The 15,506-nt window shown below is 58.0% G+C and carries 18 protein-coding genes; 8 read left to right on the plus strand and 10 right to left on the minus strand.

The window, feature by feature from the left end:
- Positions 1-5: 5 nt before the first annotated feature.
- The 3 genes from yedF (at position 6) to BN4275_RS00690 (ending at position 1,638) form a co-directional block, all read left to right on the plus strand.
- The gene (gene yedF, locus BN4275_RS00680; RefSeq protein ID WP_066452575.1) at positions 6-593 is read left to right on the plus strand and encodes a sulfurtransferase-like selenium metabolism protein YedF; all 588 of its coding nucleotides are present in this window, start codon (positions 6-8) and stop codon (positions 591-593) included.
- Positions 593-838 (plus strand): putative Se/S carrier protein, encoded by a 246-nt coding sequence (locus BN4275_RS00685; RefSeq protein WP_066452576.1) that lies wholly within the window; start codon positions 593-595, stop codon positions 836-838. The genes yedF and BN4275_RS00685 overlap by 1 nt, the downstream gene beginning before the upstream one ends.
- Before the next feature lie 242 nt (positions 839-1,080).
- Positions 1,081-1,638 carry a hypothetical protein gene (locus BN4275_RS00690; protein ID WP_066452577.1) on the plus strand — a complete coding sequence of 186 codons (558 nt, stop codon included), beginning with the start codon at positions 1,081-1,083 and terminating at the stop codon, positions 1,636-1,638.
- 257 nt (positions 1,639-1,895) lie between these two features.
- On the opposite strand, the gene BN4275_RS00700 is transcribed toward BN4275_RS00690, so the two are convergent.
- From BN4275_RS00700 to BN4275_RS00715, 3 genes are all read right to left on the minus strand, one after another.
- A complete protein-coding gene (locus BN4275_RS00700) occupies positions 1,896-3,899 on the minus strand; it encodes a thioredoxin domain-containing protein (protein ID WP_066452590.1) in 2,004 nt (667 codons plus the stop codon).
- On the minus strand, positions 3,892-5,334 hold the full coding sequence (locus tag BN4275_RS00705) for an FAD-dependent oxidoreductase (RefSeq protein WP_423230138.1): 1,443 nt from the start codon (positions 5,332-5,334) through the stop codon (positions 3,892-3,894). The genes BN4275_RS00700 and BN4275_RS00705 overlap by 8 nt, the downstream gene beginning before the upstream one ends.
- Positions 5,335-5,609: 275 nt before the next feature.
- Positions 5,610-7,214, minus strand: coding sequence for an ABC-F family ATP-binding cassette domain-containing protein (locus BN4275_RS00715; protein WP_066452593.1), 1,605 nt, complete (start codon positions 7,212-7,214; stop codon positions 5,610-5,612).
- A gap of 209 nt (positions 7,215-7,423) precedes the next feature.
- Between BN4275_RS00715 and BN4275_RS00720 the strand changes: the two genes are divergently transcribed.
- On the plus strand, positions 7,424-8,053 hold the full coding sequence (locus BN4275_RS00720) for a potassium channel family protein (RefSeq protein WP_066452594.1): 630 nt from the start codon (positions 7,424-7,426) through the stop codon (positions 8,051-8,053).
- Positions 8,054-8,562: 509 nt separating this feature from the next.
- Positions 8,563-9,231, plus strand: coding sequence for a potassium channel family protein (locus BN4275_RS00725; RefSeq protein WP_066452596.1), 669 nt, complete (start codon positions 8,563-8,565; stop codon positions 9,229-9,231).
- Between the two features lie 56 nt (positions 9,232-9,287).
- Here the strand turns inward: BN4275_RS00725 and BN4275_RS00730 are convergent, their stop codons facing one another.
- Positions 9,288-9,761, minus strand: a complete 474-nt coding sequence (locus BN4275_RS00730) for a metallophosphoesterase family protein (protein WP_066452598.1) — start codon at positions 9,759-9,761, stop codon at positions 9,288-9,290.
- A 104-nt stretch (positions 9,762-9,865) separates the two neighbouring features.
- On the opposite strand from BN4275_RS00730, the gene BN4275_RS00735 reads away from it, so the two are divergent.
- The 3 genes from BN4275_RS00735 to BN4275_RS00745 are packed head-to-tail and all read left to right on the plus strand — an operon-like array spanning position 9,866 to position 11,094.
- On the plus strand, positions 9,866-10,117 hold the full coding sequence (locus tag BN4275_RS00735; protein WP_066452600.1) for a hypothetical protein: 252 nt from the start codon (positions 9,866-9,868) through the stop codon (positions 10,115-10,117).
- Between the two features lie 36 nt (positions 10,118-10,153).
- Positions 10,154-10,696, plus strand: a complete 543-nt coding sequence (locus BN4275_RS00740; RefSeq protein WP_066452602.1) for a hypothetical protein — start codon at positions 10,154-10,156, stop codon at positions 10,694-10,696.
- Positions 10,693-11,094, plus strand: a complete 402-nt coding sequence (locus BN4275_RS00745) for a hypothetical protein (protein WP_079987968.1) — start codon at positions 10,693-10,695, stop codon at positions 11,092-11,094. The genes BN4275_RS00740 and BN4275_RS00745 overlap by 4 nt, the downstream gene beginning before the upstream one ends.
- Positions 11,095-11,176: 82 nt before the next feature.
- Here BN4275_RS00745 and rsmI read toward each other — a convergent pair whose 3' ends face one another.
- The 6 genes from rsmI to BN4275_RS00775 form a co-directional block, all read right to left on the minus strand.
- The gene (gene rsmI, locus BN4275_RS00750) at positions 11,177-12,016 is read right to left on the minus strand and encodes a 16S rRNA (cytidine(1402)-2'-O)-methyltransferase (protein ID WP_066452605.1); all 840 of its coding nucleotides are present in this window, start codon (positions 12,014-12,016) and stop codon (positions 11,177-11,179) included.
- The gene (locus BN4275_RS00755; protein ID WP_066452607.1) at positions 12,013-12,753 is read right to left on the minus strand and encodes a tRNA1(Val) (adenine(37)-N6)-methyltransferase; all 741 of its coding nucleotides are present in this window, start codon (positions 12,751-12,753) and stop codon (positions 12,013-12,015) included. The genes rsmI and BN4275_RS00755 overlap by 4 nt, the downstream gene beginning before the upstream one ends.
- A 96-nt stretch (positions 12,754-12,849) precedes the next feature.
- Complete coding sequence (locus BN4275_RS00760; RefSeq protein WP_066452610.1) at positions 12,850-13,020, minus strand: 4Fe-4S ferredoxin; 171 nt, start codon at positions 13,018-13,020, stop codon at positions 12,850-12,852.
- Between the two features lie 170 nt (positions 13,021-13,190).
- Positions 13,191-14,045, minus strand: a complete 855-nt coding sequence (locus BN4275_RS00765) for a PSP1 domain-containing protein (RefSeq protein ID WP_066452611.1) — start codon at positions 14,043-14,045, stop codon at positions 13,191-13,193.
- Between the two features lie 12 nt (positions 14,046-14,057).
- Positions 14,058-15,020: a DNA polymerase III subunit gene (locus BN4275_RS00770; protein WP_066452614.1), complete on the minus strand. Its 963-nt coding sequence runs from the start codon at positions 15,018-15,020 to the stop codon at positions 14,058-14,060.
- Positions 15,017-15,340: a cyclic-di-AMP receptor gene (locus BN4275_RS00775; protein ID WP_066452616.1), complete on the minus strand. Its 324-nt coding sequence runs from the start codon at positions 15,338-15,340 to the stop codon at positions 15,017-15,019. The genes BN4275_RS00770 and BN4275_RS00775 overlap by 4 nt, the downstream gene beginning before the upstream one ends.
- Positions 15,341-15,506 lie beyond the last annotated feature (166 nt).

Genomic DNA, 15,506 nt, shown 5'->3' on the forward strand with positions numbered 1-15,506 from the left:
CTGCTATGATCACAGTCGATGCTAAAGGCAAAAATTGTCCGATTCCGGTCATTCTGGCAAAAAAGGAGATCGATGCGGGCGCGCGGGCGTTCACCGTCCTGGTGGACAACCCGGCCGCAGTGGAGAACCTCACCCGTCTGGCCGACAGCCAGGGCTACGCCATTGACGCCGCCGAAGCGGATGGCGTTTACACGGTTTCTTTTTCGATAGCCGGAGGCCCCGTCTGTGAGGCACAGCCAATCCTCCGACCGAAAAACGGCAGCTGGTCGGTTTTTGTCCCCCGTGACACCATCGGGGACGGTGACCCGGAGCTTGGGACTTCTCTCATAAAAATGTATTTTTACACCATCGCCCAATCGGACGATCCGCCCGCTTCGATCCTGTTCATGAACGCGGGCGTCAAGCTTCCGGTCTTTGATGATCAGATTGTGGAACATCTCCAGGCCCTTGTGGAAAAAGGCGTGGACATCCTGGTCTGCGGCACCTGTCTCAATTTTTACGGCATCGCCGGGCAGCTGCGGATCGGTACGGCCAGCAACATGTACGACATCACCGAGCGCATGCGGCAGGCGGACAAGGTGGTCACCCTCTGATGCGGTACGGCGTAATCGCTTTCGATTCGACCCATGCGGCCATCCATGCTGAAAAGCGGCTGAAAGCCCGCTGCAAAGTTTCCATGATGCCCACGCCGCGCCAAATTACGGCCTCCTGCGGCATTTCGATCCGATTTTTTCCGGATGACCTCGGCGTGGTCCGTGAGGAGCTTGCCGCGCTTGGCTCTTCCCGCCTCTATGCCATTTACGGGATCGCGGACGACGGGAGCATCCACCCGGTCTAAGCTTTGGCTGTATCCGCAAATAAAATGATGAGGTGAATGCTATGAACCGATGTTTTCCGCGCTTGCTTTGCCTATTGCTGGCTCTTTCGCTCTGCGCCTGCGGCGCCCCGGGAGAAAAACCCGCCGCTCCGCCGCCTGTGCCGGAGCTGATAAGCCCGGCTTCTTCGCCCGCAGAATCTCCTGAGCCGGCGTCGTCCGCACCGGAAAACGCTCCTAGCGTATCCCCAGAGGATGATGCCCTTTTGGAGAATTACGAATGGGCAGAGGTCACCTTCCCCGCCTATCAGGACGGCAAGGAGGACTATAACGCCGAAATCTATGAAATTCCGCCGTTCACAATGAAAATGCTGGTCCCATACGGCTGGACGATATCTTTTCCGGAAGATCAGGCGCACTCCATCCCATTCACACCAATGGATATCCGCGACAGCGGGGAAACCGTCATGGGCAGTGTGGGCTACTGCACCTTCGAGCTCTATCCGGATACCACGCCGGAAAACTTCTACCGTTCGGTATACAGCGGGCTGATGCTTGGCTCAATGGTGAGCTGGGACTGTGAATATACCCCGGTCAAGGAAACCGAAACCACCTGCAATGCCACCTGTTATGTTTACACGAAGGACACGGGGCCGGAGTGGGGAGGACGGATGCCCTCCGCCCCGGTCACCTATCTGCCCGCCATCCTTGCCTATGATAAGGAACTGCTGGTCTACATCGCGGCCTCGTTCGACGCGGGGCGCATCACCCCCGAGCAGCAGCGCGTCATGGCGCAAAGCGTCACCCTTACTCCCAAAAGCTAAGGCCTCTGTTCAGGCTTCTCAGCAGAAGGAGCGCCCTGCAAAAAACGGCAGGGCGCTCTTTTTTGTTTTTTGCACGCCCTGCCGCATATCTCCCGGGTGTCTGTGCACCGCTGGCCGCTTCGGAATTTTCGCACATCTTTCCCTGCCTGAAAATTGTAAATCCGTTTGATCATTTGCCCGATATGGGCGGCGGGGCCGATGTCCGCCATAAACCCACCATGTCCCTGCAAGCCATCGGCTGTTCGCCGAGGGCGGTCTTAAAGCAGTTTCTCCAGTTGGCTGAGGCTCGTTACCGGCGCGGCGCAGCTCCCGTTTTGGCAAAGGTAAAAAGCGGTTCCCGCCTGCGGCAGCGGATAGGACCCGGTGAACGGCGCGCAGATCGCCAGTTGTTCTGCGTTTTCCCGCGTCTTGACCAGCGTATACAGCCGATACTGCTCCGCGATCTCCCGCAGCCCTTCCGGAGGGGTGTCCGCCGAAGCGCATACCAGCTCGCGGGAAGGATAAAGCGCTTCCATCAACGCCAGCAAGGCAAAGCAATGCCCCGACGGATAATCCCCGGCGCTTCCCGCCAAAAAGGCGAGCTGCCGGTCGGCAAGCGCCTGCCAGCGGCTTTCACCGGTCAGTTTCCAGAGCCGGATCAGCACCAGCCCTGCGGCGGAATTTCCAGAGGGCATCGCGCCGTCATAAACTTCCTTTGGCCGGGTGATCAGCTGCTCCGCATCGGCGGCGGTGAGATGGAAACCACCGCGCCGGGCATCCCAGAAATGGGTTTCCAGTTCACCCGAAAGCCGGATGGCCTCCCGCAGGTGAGAAATATCGGCTCCGGCGGCATAGAGCTCCAGCAGCGCCCAGGCATAAAAGGCGTAATCATCCAGCTGCCCGTCGTGGGCGGCTTCCCCCTCCCGCCAGCGCAGCCAAAGCCGCCCATCCGGGCGGGTGAGGTTTTCCCGCAAAAAGGCCGCCGCCCGGTTTGCCGCTTCCAGGTACCGCACCTCCCCCAGCACCCGGTATGCCTTGGCCAAAGCGGCAATCATCAGGGCGTTCCAAGCGGTGAGCACTTTGTCGTCCCGGTGGAGTTCTTCGCGGCTGCGGCGGTACCGGCTGAGTCTTTCCCGCATGTCCGCCAATTCCAGAGAATCCTGTTCAAAAGAATCGTTGCCGAGCAGGTTCGGGATGTTTTTCCCCTCGAAATTTCCCCGGGCAGTGACGTCATACCACCGGCAGAACCGATCTCCGTCCTCCTGGCCCAGCACGTTCTTCACCTCATCAGGGGTGAACAGGTAGTATCTGCCCTCCTCGCCGCCGCTGTCCGCATCCTGTCCACAGTAGAATTCCCCCTCCGGGCCGGTCAGTTCCCGCAGGACGTAGTCCAGCGTCCGCCTGACAATTCCGCGGTAGAACTCCCGTCCGGTCCTTGCGAACGCTTCCAGATAGGCGTAAGTCAGCAGAGCATTGTCATAGAGCATCTTTTCAAAGTGGGGCGCCAGCCATTTTTCGTCGGTGGAATAACGGGAGAACCCACCGCCAACCTGGTCGAACAGGCCGCCCCGGGCCATCTGGATGAGTGTGGTTTCCGCCATGCTCATGGCGTCCGCGTCCTTATTCAGGCGGCTGTATTCCATCAAAAACAGCAGGTTATGGGCAGCTGGAAATTTGGGCGCATTTCCAAAACCGCCGTTCCTGGGATCAAACCCGCGCCGGAAAAGCGCTGCCGCCGCGCGCGGCAGCGCTTTGTCCGGTTCGGCTGCGCGCGCCGGCTTCTGGCTGGCGATATGCGCTGCGATCTCGTCCCCAGCCTGCAAAAGCTGCTCGCGGCCGGTCCTCCACAGAGACGATACCTGTTCCAGCAACTCCACCAGGCCCAGCTGCCCGTAACGGCTGCGTTTCGGCAGGTATGTCCCCGCCCAGAAAGGCTTCTGATCCGGTCCCATCAGGATGGTTAACGGCCAGCCTCCCGCGCCGGTCAGGGCCTGACAAACCGCCATATATACCGCATCGATGTCCGGCCGCTCCTCCCGATCCACCTTGATGGCAATAAATGCCCGGTTCAGCAGCTCCGCCGCCTGCGCGTCCTCAAAGGATTCCCGTTCCATCACGTGACACCAGTGGCAGGTGGAATACCCGATGGAAAGAAAAATCGGTTTATCCTCCCGCAAGGCCGCCTCAAAAGCCTCGGCGCCCCAGGGATACCACTCCACTGGATTATGGGCGTGCTGTAAAAGATAGGGCGACTTCTCGTGGATCAAGCGGTTTTCACTCATGTTCCAAATCCTCCTGTGCCGGGTTATCAATGAGATTTCCCCGATAGTCGAAGCGGGAGCCATGGCAGGGGCAATCCCAGCTTCTCTCGTCCGGATTCCATTCCAACTGGCAGCCCAAATGCGGACAGCGGATCGAAACAACAAATGTCTCGCCCTGCCCGTCCTTGTAGACGCCCAGCTTTTCCCCGCCGCATTCCACCACGCCGCCATGGCCGCACGGCAGCGCCTCAATATCCGCCTGGGGCGGTGTGAAGATCCTGCGCGTCAGTCCCTTGGCGGCCTGAGCCGTCTCCTGCATCAATGTTCTCGCCGAGGCGGATGGGGTAAAACGCTGCGGAGAAAACACCGGTTCCCAAGGGGTTTCCCCTTTAACGATCAGGTCAGAGATCATTTGGGCGGACACCATTGCGGAAGTCATCCCCCACTTTTGGAAGCCCGTCGCCACATACCAGCTGGGGGTGGACGCGGAAAACCGGCCGATATACGGGATGCCGTCCAGCGTCATGCAGTCCTGTGCGCTCCAATGGGCGGCCTCCCGGCTCCCGGGCCAATACCGCCCGGCCGCCTCCCGCAATTTTTGGTACTGCCCGCCTGCCGAATTTTCCCCAGTGCGGTGGCTGCCGCCGCCAAGAAGCAGCAGCCCGCCATCCGGGCGCAGAGAAAGGCCATCCTGATCCACGCCAAGATACATCCCCTCCAGGCGGGCGGTATTTTCCAGCGCGATCACATAGCTGCGCTCCTGATGCATCCGCATGAAATAATAGCCGGGGAAATTTTGAAACGGATAGTGGCAGGCAAAAATAATATGCCCGGCTGTCACCGTCCCCCGGTCTGTGACCACACGGTTTTCCTCGGCCGCGGTGACCCTGGTCAGTTCATAAACTTCAAGCGGGTCCGCGACCGCGCGCAGAAACTTCAGCGGATGAAACCGCGCCTGATGATCAAAGCGCAGGGCAGCGGCCACTGGAAAGGGAAGTTCGGTTTCGCTGCAGTAAGACGCGTCTATCCCCAGTTTTTTTGCCGTTTCGAATTCCCGGGCCAGCGGTTCCCGTTCAGCAGTGGAATAGAGATAGGCGGGACAGTCGGCCCATTCGCACGCAATCCGCTGCGATCCGATCAAATGCCGGTATTCGGCGATGGCTTGTTGATTGGCCTGGGCATATTGCCGGGCCTTCTCTTCACCGAACCGCTCGGTCAGCCGGTGGTAAACCAGGCTGTGCTGCGAGGTGATCTTTGCAGTGGTGTTCTTCGTCTGTCCGCTTCCCACGCGGGCGGCTTCCAAAACGACCGCCCGCAGCCCCGCTTCCCTGAGAAAATGCGCGGTGAGAATCCCTGCCAGACCGCCGCCGATCACAGCGGCATCCACCGCAAGGTCGCCCCGCAGCGGTGCGCGTTCCGGAAATTTTACAGTTTTGCTCCAAATCGATTCGCTCAATGCTTCCATCCCCCTGCCGCAACGGTTTCCCGGTTTTTCAGTTTCTGGCCTGCCGCTTCGCGCGGACCGGTACTTTTCACACGCCGGCTGGCAATCGCTTTCATTTTACCACGCTCCTGTTTTTTCTGATGTTTTAGCATTGGTAAAAGCAGCAAAAATATTCCCATACGGCAGAGCGCCGGCATGTGGGTTTACGGTTCCTGGCGGCATGAAGCGCACAGCCATAAATGCCACCCAAAAAGGCCCCCGCAATTTTTGCGGGGGCCTTTTCAGATTCAGTGCGCCTGCTGTGTCTTGCGAAATTCCAGATAATCGTCATAGCTCATCATCCGGTCGGTGATGGTTCCATCCATATGGATCTCAATAATCCGGTTGGCGATCGTCTGGATAAACTGGTGGTCCTGCGACGAGAAGAGCACCGTCCCCGGAAAATCGATCAGGCCGTTGTTGACCGCGGTGATCGACTCGAGGTCGAGGTGGTTGGTAGGCTGATCGAGCATCAGCAGGTTTGCGCCGGTGAGCATCATGCGCGAGAGCATGCAGCGCACCTTCTCCCCGCCCGAAAGCACCTTCACCTGCTTATACACATCGTCGCCCGAAAAGAGCATCTTCCCCAAAAAGCCGCGCATAAAGGTCTCTGTGTCGTCCGGCGAATACTGTGCAAACCACTGCAGCATGGTAAGCTCACTGTTATTGAAGTAAGGGGAATTGTCCTTTGGGAAATAGGAAGTCGATACGGTCTGGCCCCATTTGAAGCTGCCTTCATCCGGTTCAAGCTCCTCAGCGAGAATCCGGAACAGCGCGGTCTGCCCCTGTTCATTTTCCCCCACAAAGGCGATTTTATCGCCTTTGTTCACCAGAAAGCTCACATCGTCAAGCACCTTGACCCCATCGATCGATTTACTGATCCCCTTAACTTCGAGGATGTCTTTGCCGGCCTCACGATCCGGCTTAAAGCCGACCCACGGATAGCGCCGGGAGGAAACCGGGATTTCATCCACAGTGAGCTTATCGAGCAGCTTGCGGCGGGAGGTCGCCTGTTTGGACTTCGATTTATTGGCGGAGAACCGGGAGATGAACGCCTGCAGGTCCTTGATCTGATCCTCGCGCTTTTTGTTCTGGTCCTTCAGGATCGACTGCATCGCCTTGCTGGCCTCATACCAGAAATCGTAATTTCCCACGTACATGCGCACCTGGTTGAAGTCGATATCCACCGTATGGGTACAGATGGTGTTGAGGAAATGCCGGTCATGCGAAACGACGATGACCGTGCCGGGGAAATCGAGCAGGAAATCCTCCAGCCATTCAATCGATTTGACGTCCAGGTTGTTGGTCGGCTCGTCGAGCAGCAGGATATCCGGCTGGCCGAAAAGCGCCTGCGCCAAAAGCACCTTAACCTTCTCGCCGCCCTTGAGCTCACCCATCGGGGTTCCATAAAGCTCCGGCCCGATTCCAAGCCCCTGCAGGAGCCTTCCGGAGTCGGTCTCGGCGTCCCAGCCGTTCATTTCGGCGAATTCCCCTTCGAGCTCGGCGGCGCGCTCTCCGTCGGCGTCCGAAAAGTCCGGCTTTTCATAGAGCGCGTCCTTTTCCTTCATCACCTCATAAAGCCGGGGATTGCCCATGATGACGGTATCGATGACCGGATACTGGTCATACTGGAACTGGTCCTGCTTTAAAACCGAAACGCGGCATTCCTTGGGGATCACCACCTCGCCGGTGGTCGGGTCAAGGTCGCCGGAGAGGATGCGCAGGAAGGTAGACTTGCCCGCGCCGTTCGCGCCGATGATGCCATAGCAGTTTCCTGGCGTGAACTTGAGGTCGGCGCCTGCAAACAGCTTGGTGCCGCCAAACATTAAACTGACATTCGAAACGGTAATCATAGATCCTCCACTAACAGATAACACAAAATTTTCCTGTCCAATTTGTCACTTTTTCAGTATAACATAGTTTCGGCTTTCGTCAACCGTTTTTGCCCGGAAAAGCCGCGAAATTCGGGCCTTCCGGCGCGCTTCCCCTTGCAAATCCGAGCAAAATGTGTATACTTGTGAGTACGAAATACGAAGGCTTCCCCTTCAAAGGAGTTTTGCAGATGAACGTACTGGTAGTGGGCTGCGGAAAGCTCGGTTCACAACTTTCGAGCGTGCTTTCCAAAATGGGGCATGATGTCGCTGTTATCGATAACTTTCCCGAACATTTCGATGGGCTTTCGGATGACTTTTCCGGCTATACGGTGAGCGGCGTGCCAATCGACCAGGATGTCCTGCGACGCGCCGGCATAGAAGGCTGCGACGCACTGGTTGCGGTCACCAACGACGACAACATGAACGTCATGGTCTGCCAGCTTGCCCGCGAAATTTTCAAGGTCCCACGGGTGCTCGCCCGCATCTACGACCCGCCGCGCGGCAGCGTCTTTTCCCATTTCGGGCTGCACACCATCTGCCCAAACAACCTTTCGGTCGACGCGATCTATTCGATGCTCACCGACCACGACAAGGTCAAAAATGTCTATCTCGATTCGGCCACCGTTTCATTCGACGCCGCTGAGCCGCAGCCCAGACAGGTCGGTATGCGGCTGCGCGAGCTCTGCGCGGAGGATTCCGGCAGGCAGGTGCTGTTCGGCCTTCTGCATGCCGACGGCAATCTCACTCTCGCGCATGCGAACGCTGAGGAGCTGGTCGGCCAAAACGACCGGCTCCTCTATGCCAAGGTGATCGACTGATTTGCGCCTTCCAGGCGTCCATCGGAATCAAGCGGCTCTGCCGCTTGAGAATTACTGGTGCGTTTCGCCGCGCGCCGCGAGGCCCTGGTATTCGCTGCGCTGAGCCTTCCGATGCTGCACTGGTTTTATGCTCCCGGTAGAGCGGCGGCTCCTTTGGAGTCTGGGTGGTACGCGGCATTTTTGCCTGTGCCTTTGCTATTCGGTGCAAGAAATGGGGAAAGAACACGCCAAAGGGGCTAGGGACTCGCTTCCCGGCCTATGGGCCGGAGCGCGCTTCGCCGTCAGGCGAGCAGGCTTCCAAACGTGGCACACACCGTTTTGTCTCCGCAGATTGCGCGCGATCTTTGCCGCAAAGCGGCGGCTCTTAGGCCGTAGATCGGGGCTGCGGGGTGTCCCCGCGTGTCCCTCTTTGCTTCCTTTCTTGGACAAGTGAGAAAGGATCTCCGGGCGTGTGAAGGGCGCACCCCCGCGCTGGGCAGGCGCAAAAAAGAAGAAACGAGGCTTTTTCTATGAAAATCATTGTTGTTGGCGGCGGAAAGGTCGGTTACTACCTGACCAAGACGCTGCTGGAACACGGGCATTCCCCCCGCCTGATCGAACGTGACCGAACCCTTTGTACCCGTCTTGCCAACGATCTCGACGTACCGGTCGTCTGCGGCGATGGCACCATTATCGATATTCTCGAGGCTTCCGAGGCGGACGGCGCCGACGCGCTCATCGCAGTGACGGGGCGCGACCAGGACAATCTGGTCGCCTGCCAGCTGGCAAAGGAAATTTTCCATGTCGGGCGTACCGTCGCCCGCATCAACAATCCGAAAAATGCCGCCGCCATGAAACAGCTGGGGGTGGATATCCCGATCTCCTCCACCGACAACATCGCCCGGCTGCTCGAACGTGAGGTGGACACCGCGGCCATCAAGCAGCTTATGCCGTTAAACCGCGGGGAAGCCTCCCTGTCCGAGCTGCAGATCCCGGAGAAATATGACCTTGACGGCATCCGTCTCGTGGATCTGCACCTGCCGGAGGAGTCGGTTATTGTTTCGATCTCCCGCGGCGGACGCCTGATCATCCCACGCGGCAATTCGCAGATCCTTTCAGGCGACAAACTCCTGGTGGTCTGTGCGAACACCGCCCTGCGGGAGCTTTCCGAACGGCTTTCGCTCAAAAAGGAGACGTAAAGGATAAAAAAATGGGCGGGACGCTTTTTGCGTCCCGCCCATTTTTTGTGATCTGTTCAAAGCTCATTGATAAAACAGACGATCCCCTGTTCGGTTACATCGAGCACGCCGTAGGTTCCGTTCGAGCCGCGCGGCATACCCAGGCTGCCGGGATTCATCAGGTGCATCCCCTCCCGGTAATCGACCATCGGGATGTGGGTATGCCCGAACAGGACAACGTTCGCCTGCATTTCCTGCCCGGCGCGCACAAGGTCCGCCAGGCCGTATTTGACGTTATACATATGCCCATGCGTGTAAAAAATCTTTGCCTGTCCGCAGGAAAAACATCCGGCCAGCGCCGATTCCGATCCGAAATCGCAGTTTCCGCGCGCGCTCAAAAATTTGTGTTCGGGAAAAATCTCAACCACCTGCGCAAGTTCCCGCGCGCCATCTCCAAGATGGATAAAGATATCCGCCTCGCGGTGCTTCTCCACCAGCTCCATCAGCGCATGGAAATCACGGTGGGTATCGGACATGACAATGATTCGCATAACACAAACTCCTTGCAATTGGACTTGCGGACAGGAACATTCCAGAGAATATCTGCTATTAATATATCATACTATTAATTGAAATGAAACAGGCGGTGACAAAGTTGAGTAACAATCTAAACCTTTCGCAGGACCAGATGGATTCCCTGATGCAGATGGCGGGCAAGAAGATGGGTACTGATCCGCAGAAACTCAAGGAACAGATGCAGAGCGGTCAGATGGACGGCATATTGAAGAACCTGAACCCGAACCAGCAGGCGCAGATTCAGAACCTGATGAACAACCCAGCTGCCATTGAACAGCTGATGAACAGCCCGAAAGTACAGATGCTGCTGAAAGGGCTCATGGGCAAATAGCTCCCGTTTACACAGAAAGGGCGTGAAGCGCAAACTATGGATGATCTGAATTCAACAATCAGCTCAATACTGGGCGATCCGCAAAAGATGGAGCAGCTGCGTGCGGTCGCACAGTCGCTGGGGATCGACACCGGCGCCGCCGGCGCGCCCGGCGGGCAGCCCGCGCAGAACACGCCTCCTCCCCCTTCCGGCAGCCCTGGCAACCAAGCGGCGCCTTCCGGCGGCGGGATCGATCCCGCCGCCATTGCATCCATCTTGCAGAATTTTCAGAACATGGGCGGTACAAACGCCGCAAACGCGGCCAATACCGCGAGCGCCGCGCAGAATGCCGGTGCGGGTTCGGGACCGGATCTCGGCGCGTTTTCAAAGATCGCCGGCCTCATGAGCGCCTATAACCAAAGCGACAAAAATGTAGAGCTGCTACGTTCGCTCAAACCACACTTCTCCCCCACGCGCGCAAGCAAGATCGACGACGCGGTACGGATCATGCAGATTATCCGCATGTGGCCCGCTCTGCGCGACAGCGGCCTGTTGGGCAGCCTTGGCAACCTGTTCGGCGGAGGTGGCAACAACCGATGATGCGTTGGAACAGCACCAAAACCTATACCGAAGACGATATCCTGCGCATGCAACAGGAAGCGGTCAACCGCGTGCATGAATTCCAGTCCCGCGCGCAGGAGGCGGCCTCTTTCTACGACACACCCACCATCGGGGAATACCACGAGCCTTACCCCGTCCCACAGCCGGTGATCGAAGCGCAGTCCCGCGTGCTGCCGCAGGAAAACGATCCCGAGCCGCAGCAGGCGGCACCGCCTGCGCCGCCCGCGCCCCCACAGCCCACCGATCCGATCCACGGGCTGCTCGAAAAGCTCGATCTTGACGGCGAAACCCTGCTGATTCTCGGGCTTATCTTCCTGCTTTATAACGAAAAGGCGGATAACGTCCTGCTCATTGCGCTCGCCTACCTGCTTCTCTGAGCCTCTCCCTGTTTTCTCCCGTTTTCATTGGGAACCTCATTTCCTGAAAGGCCGCCGGAAAAATTCCGGCGGCCTTTCTCTTTCAGGTTTCCTTCAGCGCTTCCTGCAATGCCTCTTTATAGAGCACACCCTTTTTATAACCGGTTTGCCGGGCAACCTCCCTGGCCGCGTCCGAAAGGGACATCCCGCCATCGGTGAGCGCCCGCACCATTCCAACCGCCTCCGGCAATTCCGGCACTTCCTCCGTTTTGGGCTGCGCGCCTTCCAGCACCAGCACAAATTCTCCTTTGGGGTTGTTTACGGTATAATATTCCACCGCCTGCAGCAGCGTTGTGCGGCGAATTTCCTCGTGGATCTTTGTCAGTTCCCGCGCAAGCGTGACCCTGCGGTCACCCAGCACAGAAAGCATGTCCTGCAGGGTGCTCAGCAGCTTATGCGGCGCTTCATAGAAGATAAGTGTGCGCGTGTCGTCCCGCACCGCTTCGAGATGGGAAAAACGACTGGCGCGCTTGACGCTTAAAAATCCTTCGAACGCAAACCGGGAAGTCGCAAGACCGGACACGGCCAGCGCGGAAATAGCGGCGCTCGGACCCGGGACCACGACGGTGGCAATCCCCGCTTCGGCACAGAGCTTCACCAGGTCCTCGCCCGGGTCGGAGATACACGGCATGCCCGCGTCGGTCACAACACAGCAGCTTTCGCCCGCCAGAATCCGGCCGACAATCATCTGCCCGCGTTCGCGCAGATTGTGCTCATAGTAGCTGACCATCGGCTTTTTGATGCCGAAATGGTTTAAAAGCTTGAGGGTGACGCGGGTGTCCTCCGCCGCAATAAAATCGCATTCGTTAAGTGTCTTTACCGCGCGCGGCGACAGATCCCCCAGGTTGCCGATCGGCGTGCCCACCACATATAACCTGCTCACAGGTTCGCCTCCTTTTGATAGATGCGCAGGACTTCTTGGGAAAAGCCGCCCGGTCCCTCAATTATAAGCGGCGCTTCCACCTGCAAAAACGGCTTGGCGCCGCGCTTTCCCTCGATGAGCAGCAGCCATGGCGCGCATCCCGGCCGCTGGTGCACCATCCGCAGCCGCTTCGGCTCAATCCCAGCCTTTCGCATCGCGCAGGCCACGTCCACCAGCCGCTCCGGCCGGTGGCAGAGGCAGAGCCGTCCTCCAAAGCGCAGAAGCCTTGCCGCAGCGGCGCAGATATCCCCAATTTCACAGAGGGTTTCGTGCCGCGCGATCCGGTCGCTTTCGCTTTCGCTCAAAATTCCGGTCCCAGCGGTTTTGTACGGCGGGTTGCAGGTGACCAGGTCGAACATACCGGCGTCCAGCACGCCGGAAAGATCACGCAAGTCGGCACGTACCGGAAAAAAACGGTCCGCCGGAAGCCCCCCCACAGCGACACTTCTTTGCATCTGCGCAACCGCCTGCTCCTGCACCTCCACCGCGCAGACCTTCCGCGGGGCGGTTTTTTCGTCCCGGAACCACAAGGCTCCCACAATCCCGCAGCCCGCGCCGAGATCGCAGGCCAGATCCTTTCTGCGCGGCGCGGCGAAATCCGAAAGCAGAAACGCATCGGTCCCGAATTTATGCTGCGGCGTAACGCACAGCTTTATCCGCTCCCCAAGCGGCTCAAAGGTGTCCTTGAACAAAAGCATCCGCTCCTTACAGAAAAATCCCGGGCCGCGCGCAGGTAAAAGAAAAGCCTTCACACAAAGCGAAGGCTTTTCTTTATGTACGCTTATGATGATTGCTTATTCCGGCTTAATGGCTTCGACCGGGCAATCCGCCGCGCAGGCGCCGCATTCAATGCAGGTACCGGCGTCGATCTCGTATTTTCCATCGCCCTCGGAAATCGCGCCAACCGGGCAGGTCTCCTTGCAGTTACCGCAAGAGATGCAATCGTCATGAATTACATATGCCATGGGGAACACCTCCAAAAAAATTTGTGATTTTGGCCGCCGCGCAAATTTCCGCGCAACAGCGATACCATAGACTATGCAACGATGCACAATCGATATGATATTCACAAGCTTATTCTACCACAGGTTTGCAAAAATGCAAGACTTAAACCATTTTCCGCCTGTAAAATTCGTTATTTTTCGCCATCGTCCGAGGCCGGTTCCCCGCCGCCCTGGTTATTGTTTCGGATGAGACGCACTTCGCTCTTATGGATGTACTTGGCCGCGGCCTGATCCTTCTCCGGCGCGACCTTGAGCATACCGGTCAGCAGGTTCACCTCGGTCACGACGCCGCGGCCCTCCTTGGTACGCACCCAGGAACCCGCCTTCGGCGTGGTGCGCAGAAGGTCCTCATAAGCTTCCTGCTCATATTTGAGGCAGCACATCAGCCGGCCGCAGGTGCCTGAAATCTTGGTCGGGTTGAGCGAAAGCCCCTGTTCCTTGGCCATCTTGATCGAGACCGGCTGGAACTCCCCCAGGAAGGAAGAACAGCAGAATGGACGGCCGCAGATGCCGAGCCCCCCCAGCATCTTCGCTTCGTCGCGCACGCCGATCTGCCTCAGCTCGATGCGGGTGCGGAACACCGACGCCAGATCCTTGACCAGCTCGCGGAAGTCAACCCGTCCGTCGGCTGTGAAGTAAAACAGGATCTTGTTATTATCAAAGGTGAATTCCACATCCACCAGTTTCATATTGAGCTTATGCTTGGCGATCTTCTCATTGCAGACCGAAAAGGCCTGTTTTTCCCGCGCCGCGTTGTCCGACACCTTTTTGAGGTCCTCCTCGTTTGCAAGGCGCATCACCTTCTTGAGCGGCTTGACAATCGCTGTGTCGCTCACCTGTCGGTTTGCCATCGCAACCTCGCCGCATTCCACGCCGCGGGCTGTCTCAACAATCACCTTCGCACCCTTCTCCACCTGGAGCGGGCCGGGATCAAAATAATAAACCTTGCCCACGCTTTTAAATCTGACACCGATAATTTCCGCCATAACGTCCTCCATCTATCTGAGTGTAGCTTTGATCTGTTCCACCATACACGCCGATAAAAGCGCGATGCTCACATTCTGGTTGGCGCGCCGCGCGGCCGTTTCAACCGCCTGGGCCGCGCCGAGCGCCTGCATCGGCGTCAGCCGGTTCACCACCCGCATGTCCGGGTTCCCCTCCGGGCGGTACCGTTCGACCGCATACTGGGCGAACGCCTCACGCAGCAGGGTAAAAAGCTGTAAAAGCCCCTCGCGGTCCCGGTCGTAAGCGGCCAGGATCTGCAGCGCCTTATACCGTTCGCCAAAAAGCAGCGCCTCACAGAGCGAGCGGGTATCCGCGGCCGCTTTGGAAGGCTTGGCCGACCCGATGAGCGAAAGCGCCCGCCCAATGTTTCCGCCGGCACCCGCGGCGGCCGCGCGGCGCTGGGTTTCGTCCGTTTCGGGAGAAAGCGCGGCCAGCGCCTGCTCACACTCTTCCACGGTGGGAATCTCCAGCTCCAGCGGCAAAACCCGTGAGAGGATGGTGGGCAGCATGCGGGATCGGTTTTCGCAGAGCAGCACAAACCGCACAAAGGCGGGCGGCTCCTCGATGATCTTGAGCAGCGCGTTCTGCGCCGCCGTATTCATCGCATGGGCCTTATCGATGACATAAACCTTGCACGGACCTTCATTCGGCGCAATGTAGGCGTCCTGCCGGATCTCGCGCACCAGGTCGATGGGAAATTCCTTCTTCCCTTCCGGCACAGTGTAATACCGCACGTCCGGATGGATCCCCTTTTGCACTTTGAAACAGTGCGGACAGATCCCACAGGGCTTTTCCGCCTCCTCGCAGAGCGAAAGCTCCGCAAAAAGGCGGGCCAGCGTCTTTTTACCGGAACCCTCGGGGCCTTCGACCAACAACGCATGCGGCAAACGCCCGCCAGCACTGAGGTTGGCGAGCGTACCGGTAGCTTTCTGATTATGATAGAGTAATGTTTTCAAAGTTTCTCAAATCTCTCCACGTTGGTTACAAAGATCGTCGCGCCGCCGACCTGCACTTCCACCGGGAAGGAGGTGTACATGCCCACGCCGTAAGACGCGGAGGACGGCACCATCTGGGTGCGCTTTTTGGAATGCTTGCCAATGATCGAAATGACCTCGTCGACCTTATCGTCGTCGATTCCGATGATGAAGGTGGTGTTCCCCGCCATGAGGAACCCGCCGGTCGTCGCCAGCTTGGTTACCGAAAACTTGTTTTTGGTCAGCTCCTTGGAAACCTTGGCGCTGTCGTCATTGGACACAATCGCAAAGATCAGTTTCATAAGGTCACCCTCCTTGTTGCCCTTGCCCCGGCCCCATTGCCAGAGCTTTCACGCATGAAAATTAGCGCCCGAAAGGGAAGTCCCTTTCTGTATTGCTATTTTACCATATCCGGGTGTAAAATGCCATAGTTTTTTGTTGGCAGAATGCAAAGAAAGCATATCAGAA

Origin of the sequence: Anaerotruncus rubiinfantis, from assembly GCF_900078395.1 — a bacterium.
Classification (GTDB): domain Bacteria; phylum Bacillota; class Clostridia; order Oscillospirales; family Ruminococcaceae; genus Anaerotruncus; species Anaerotruncus rubiinfantis.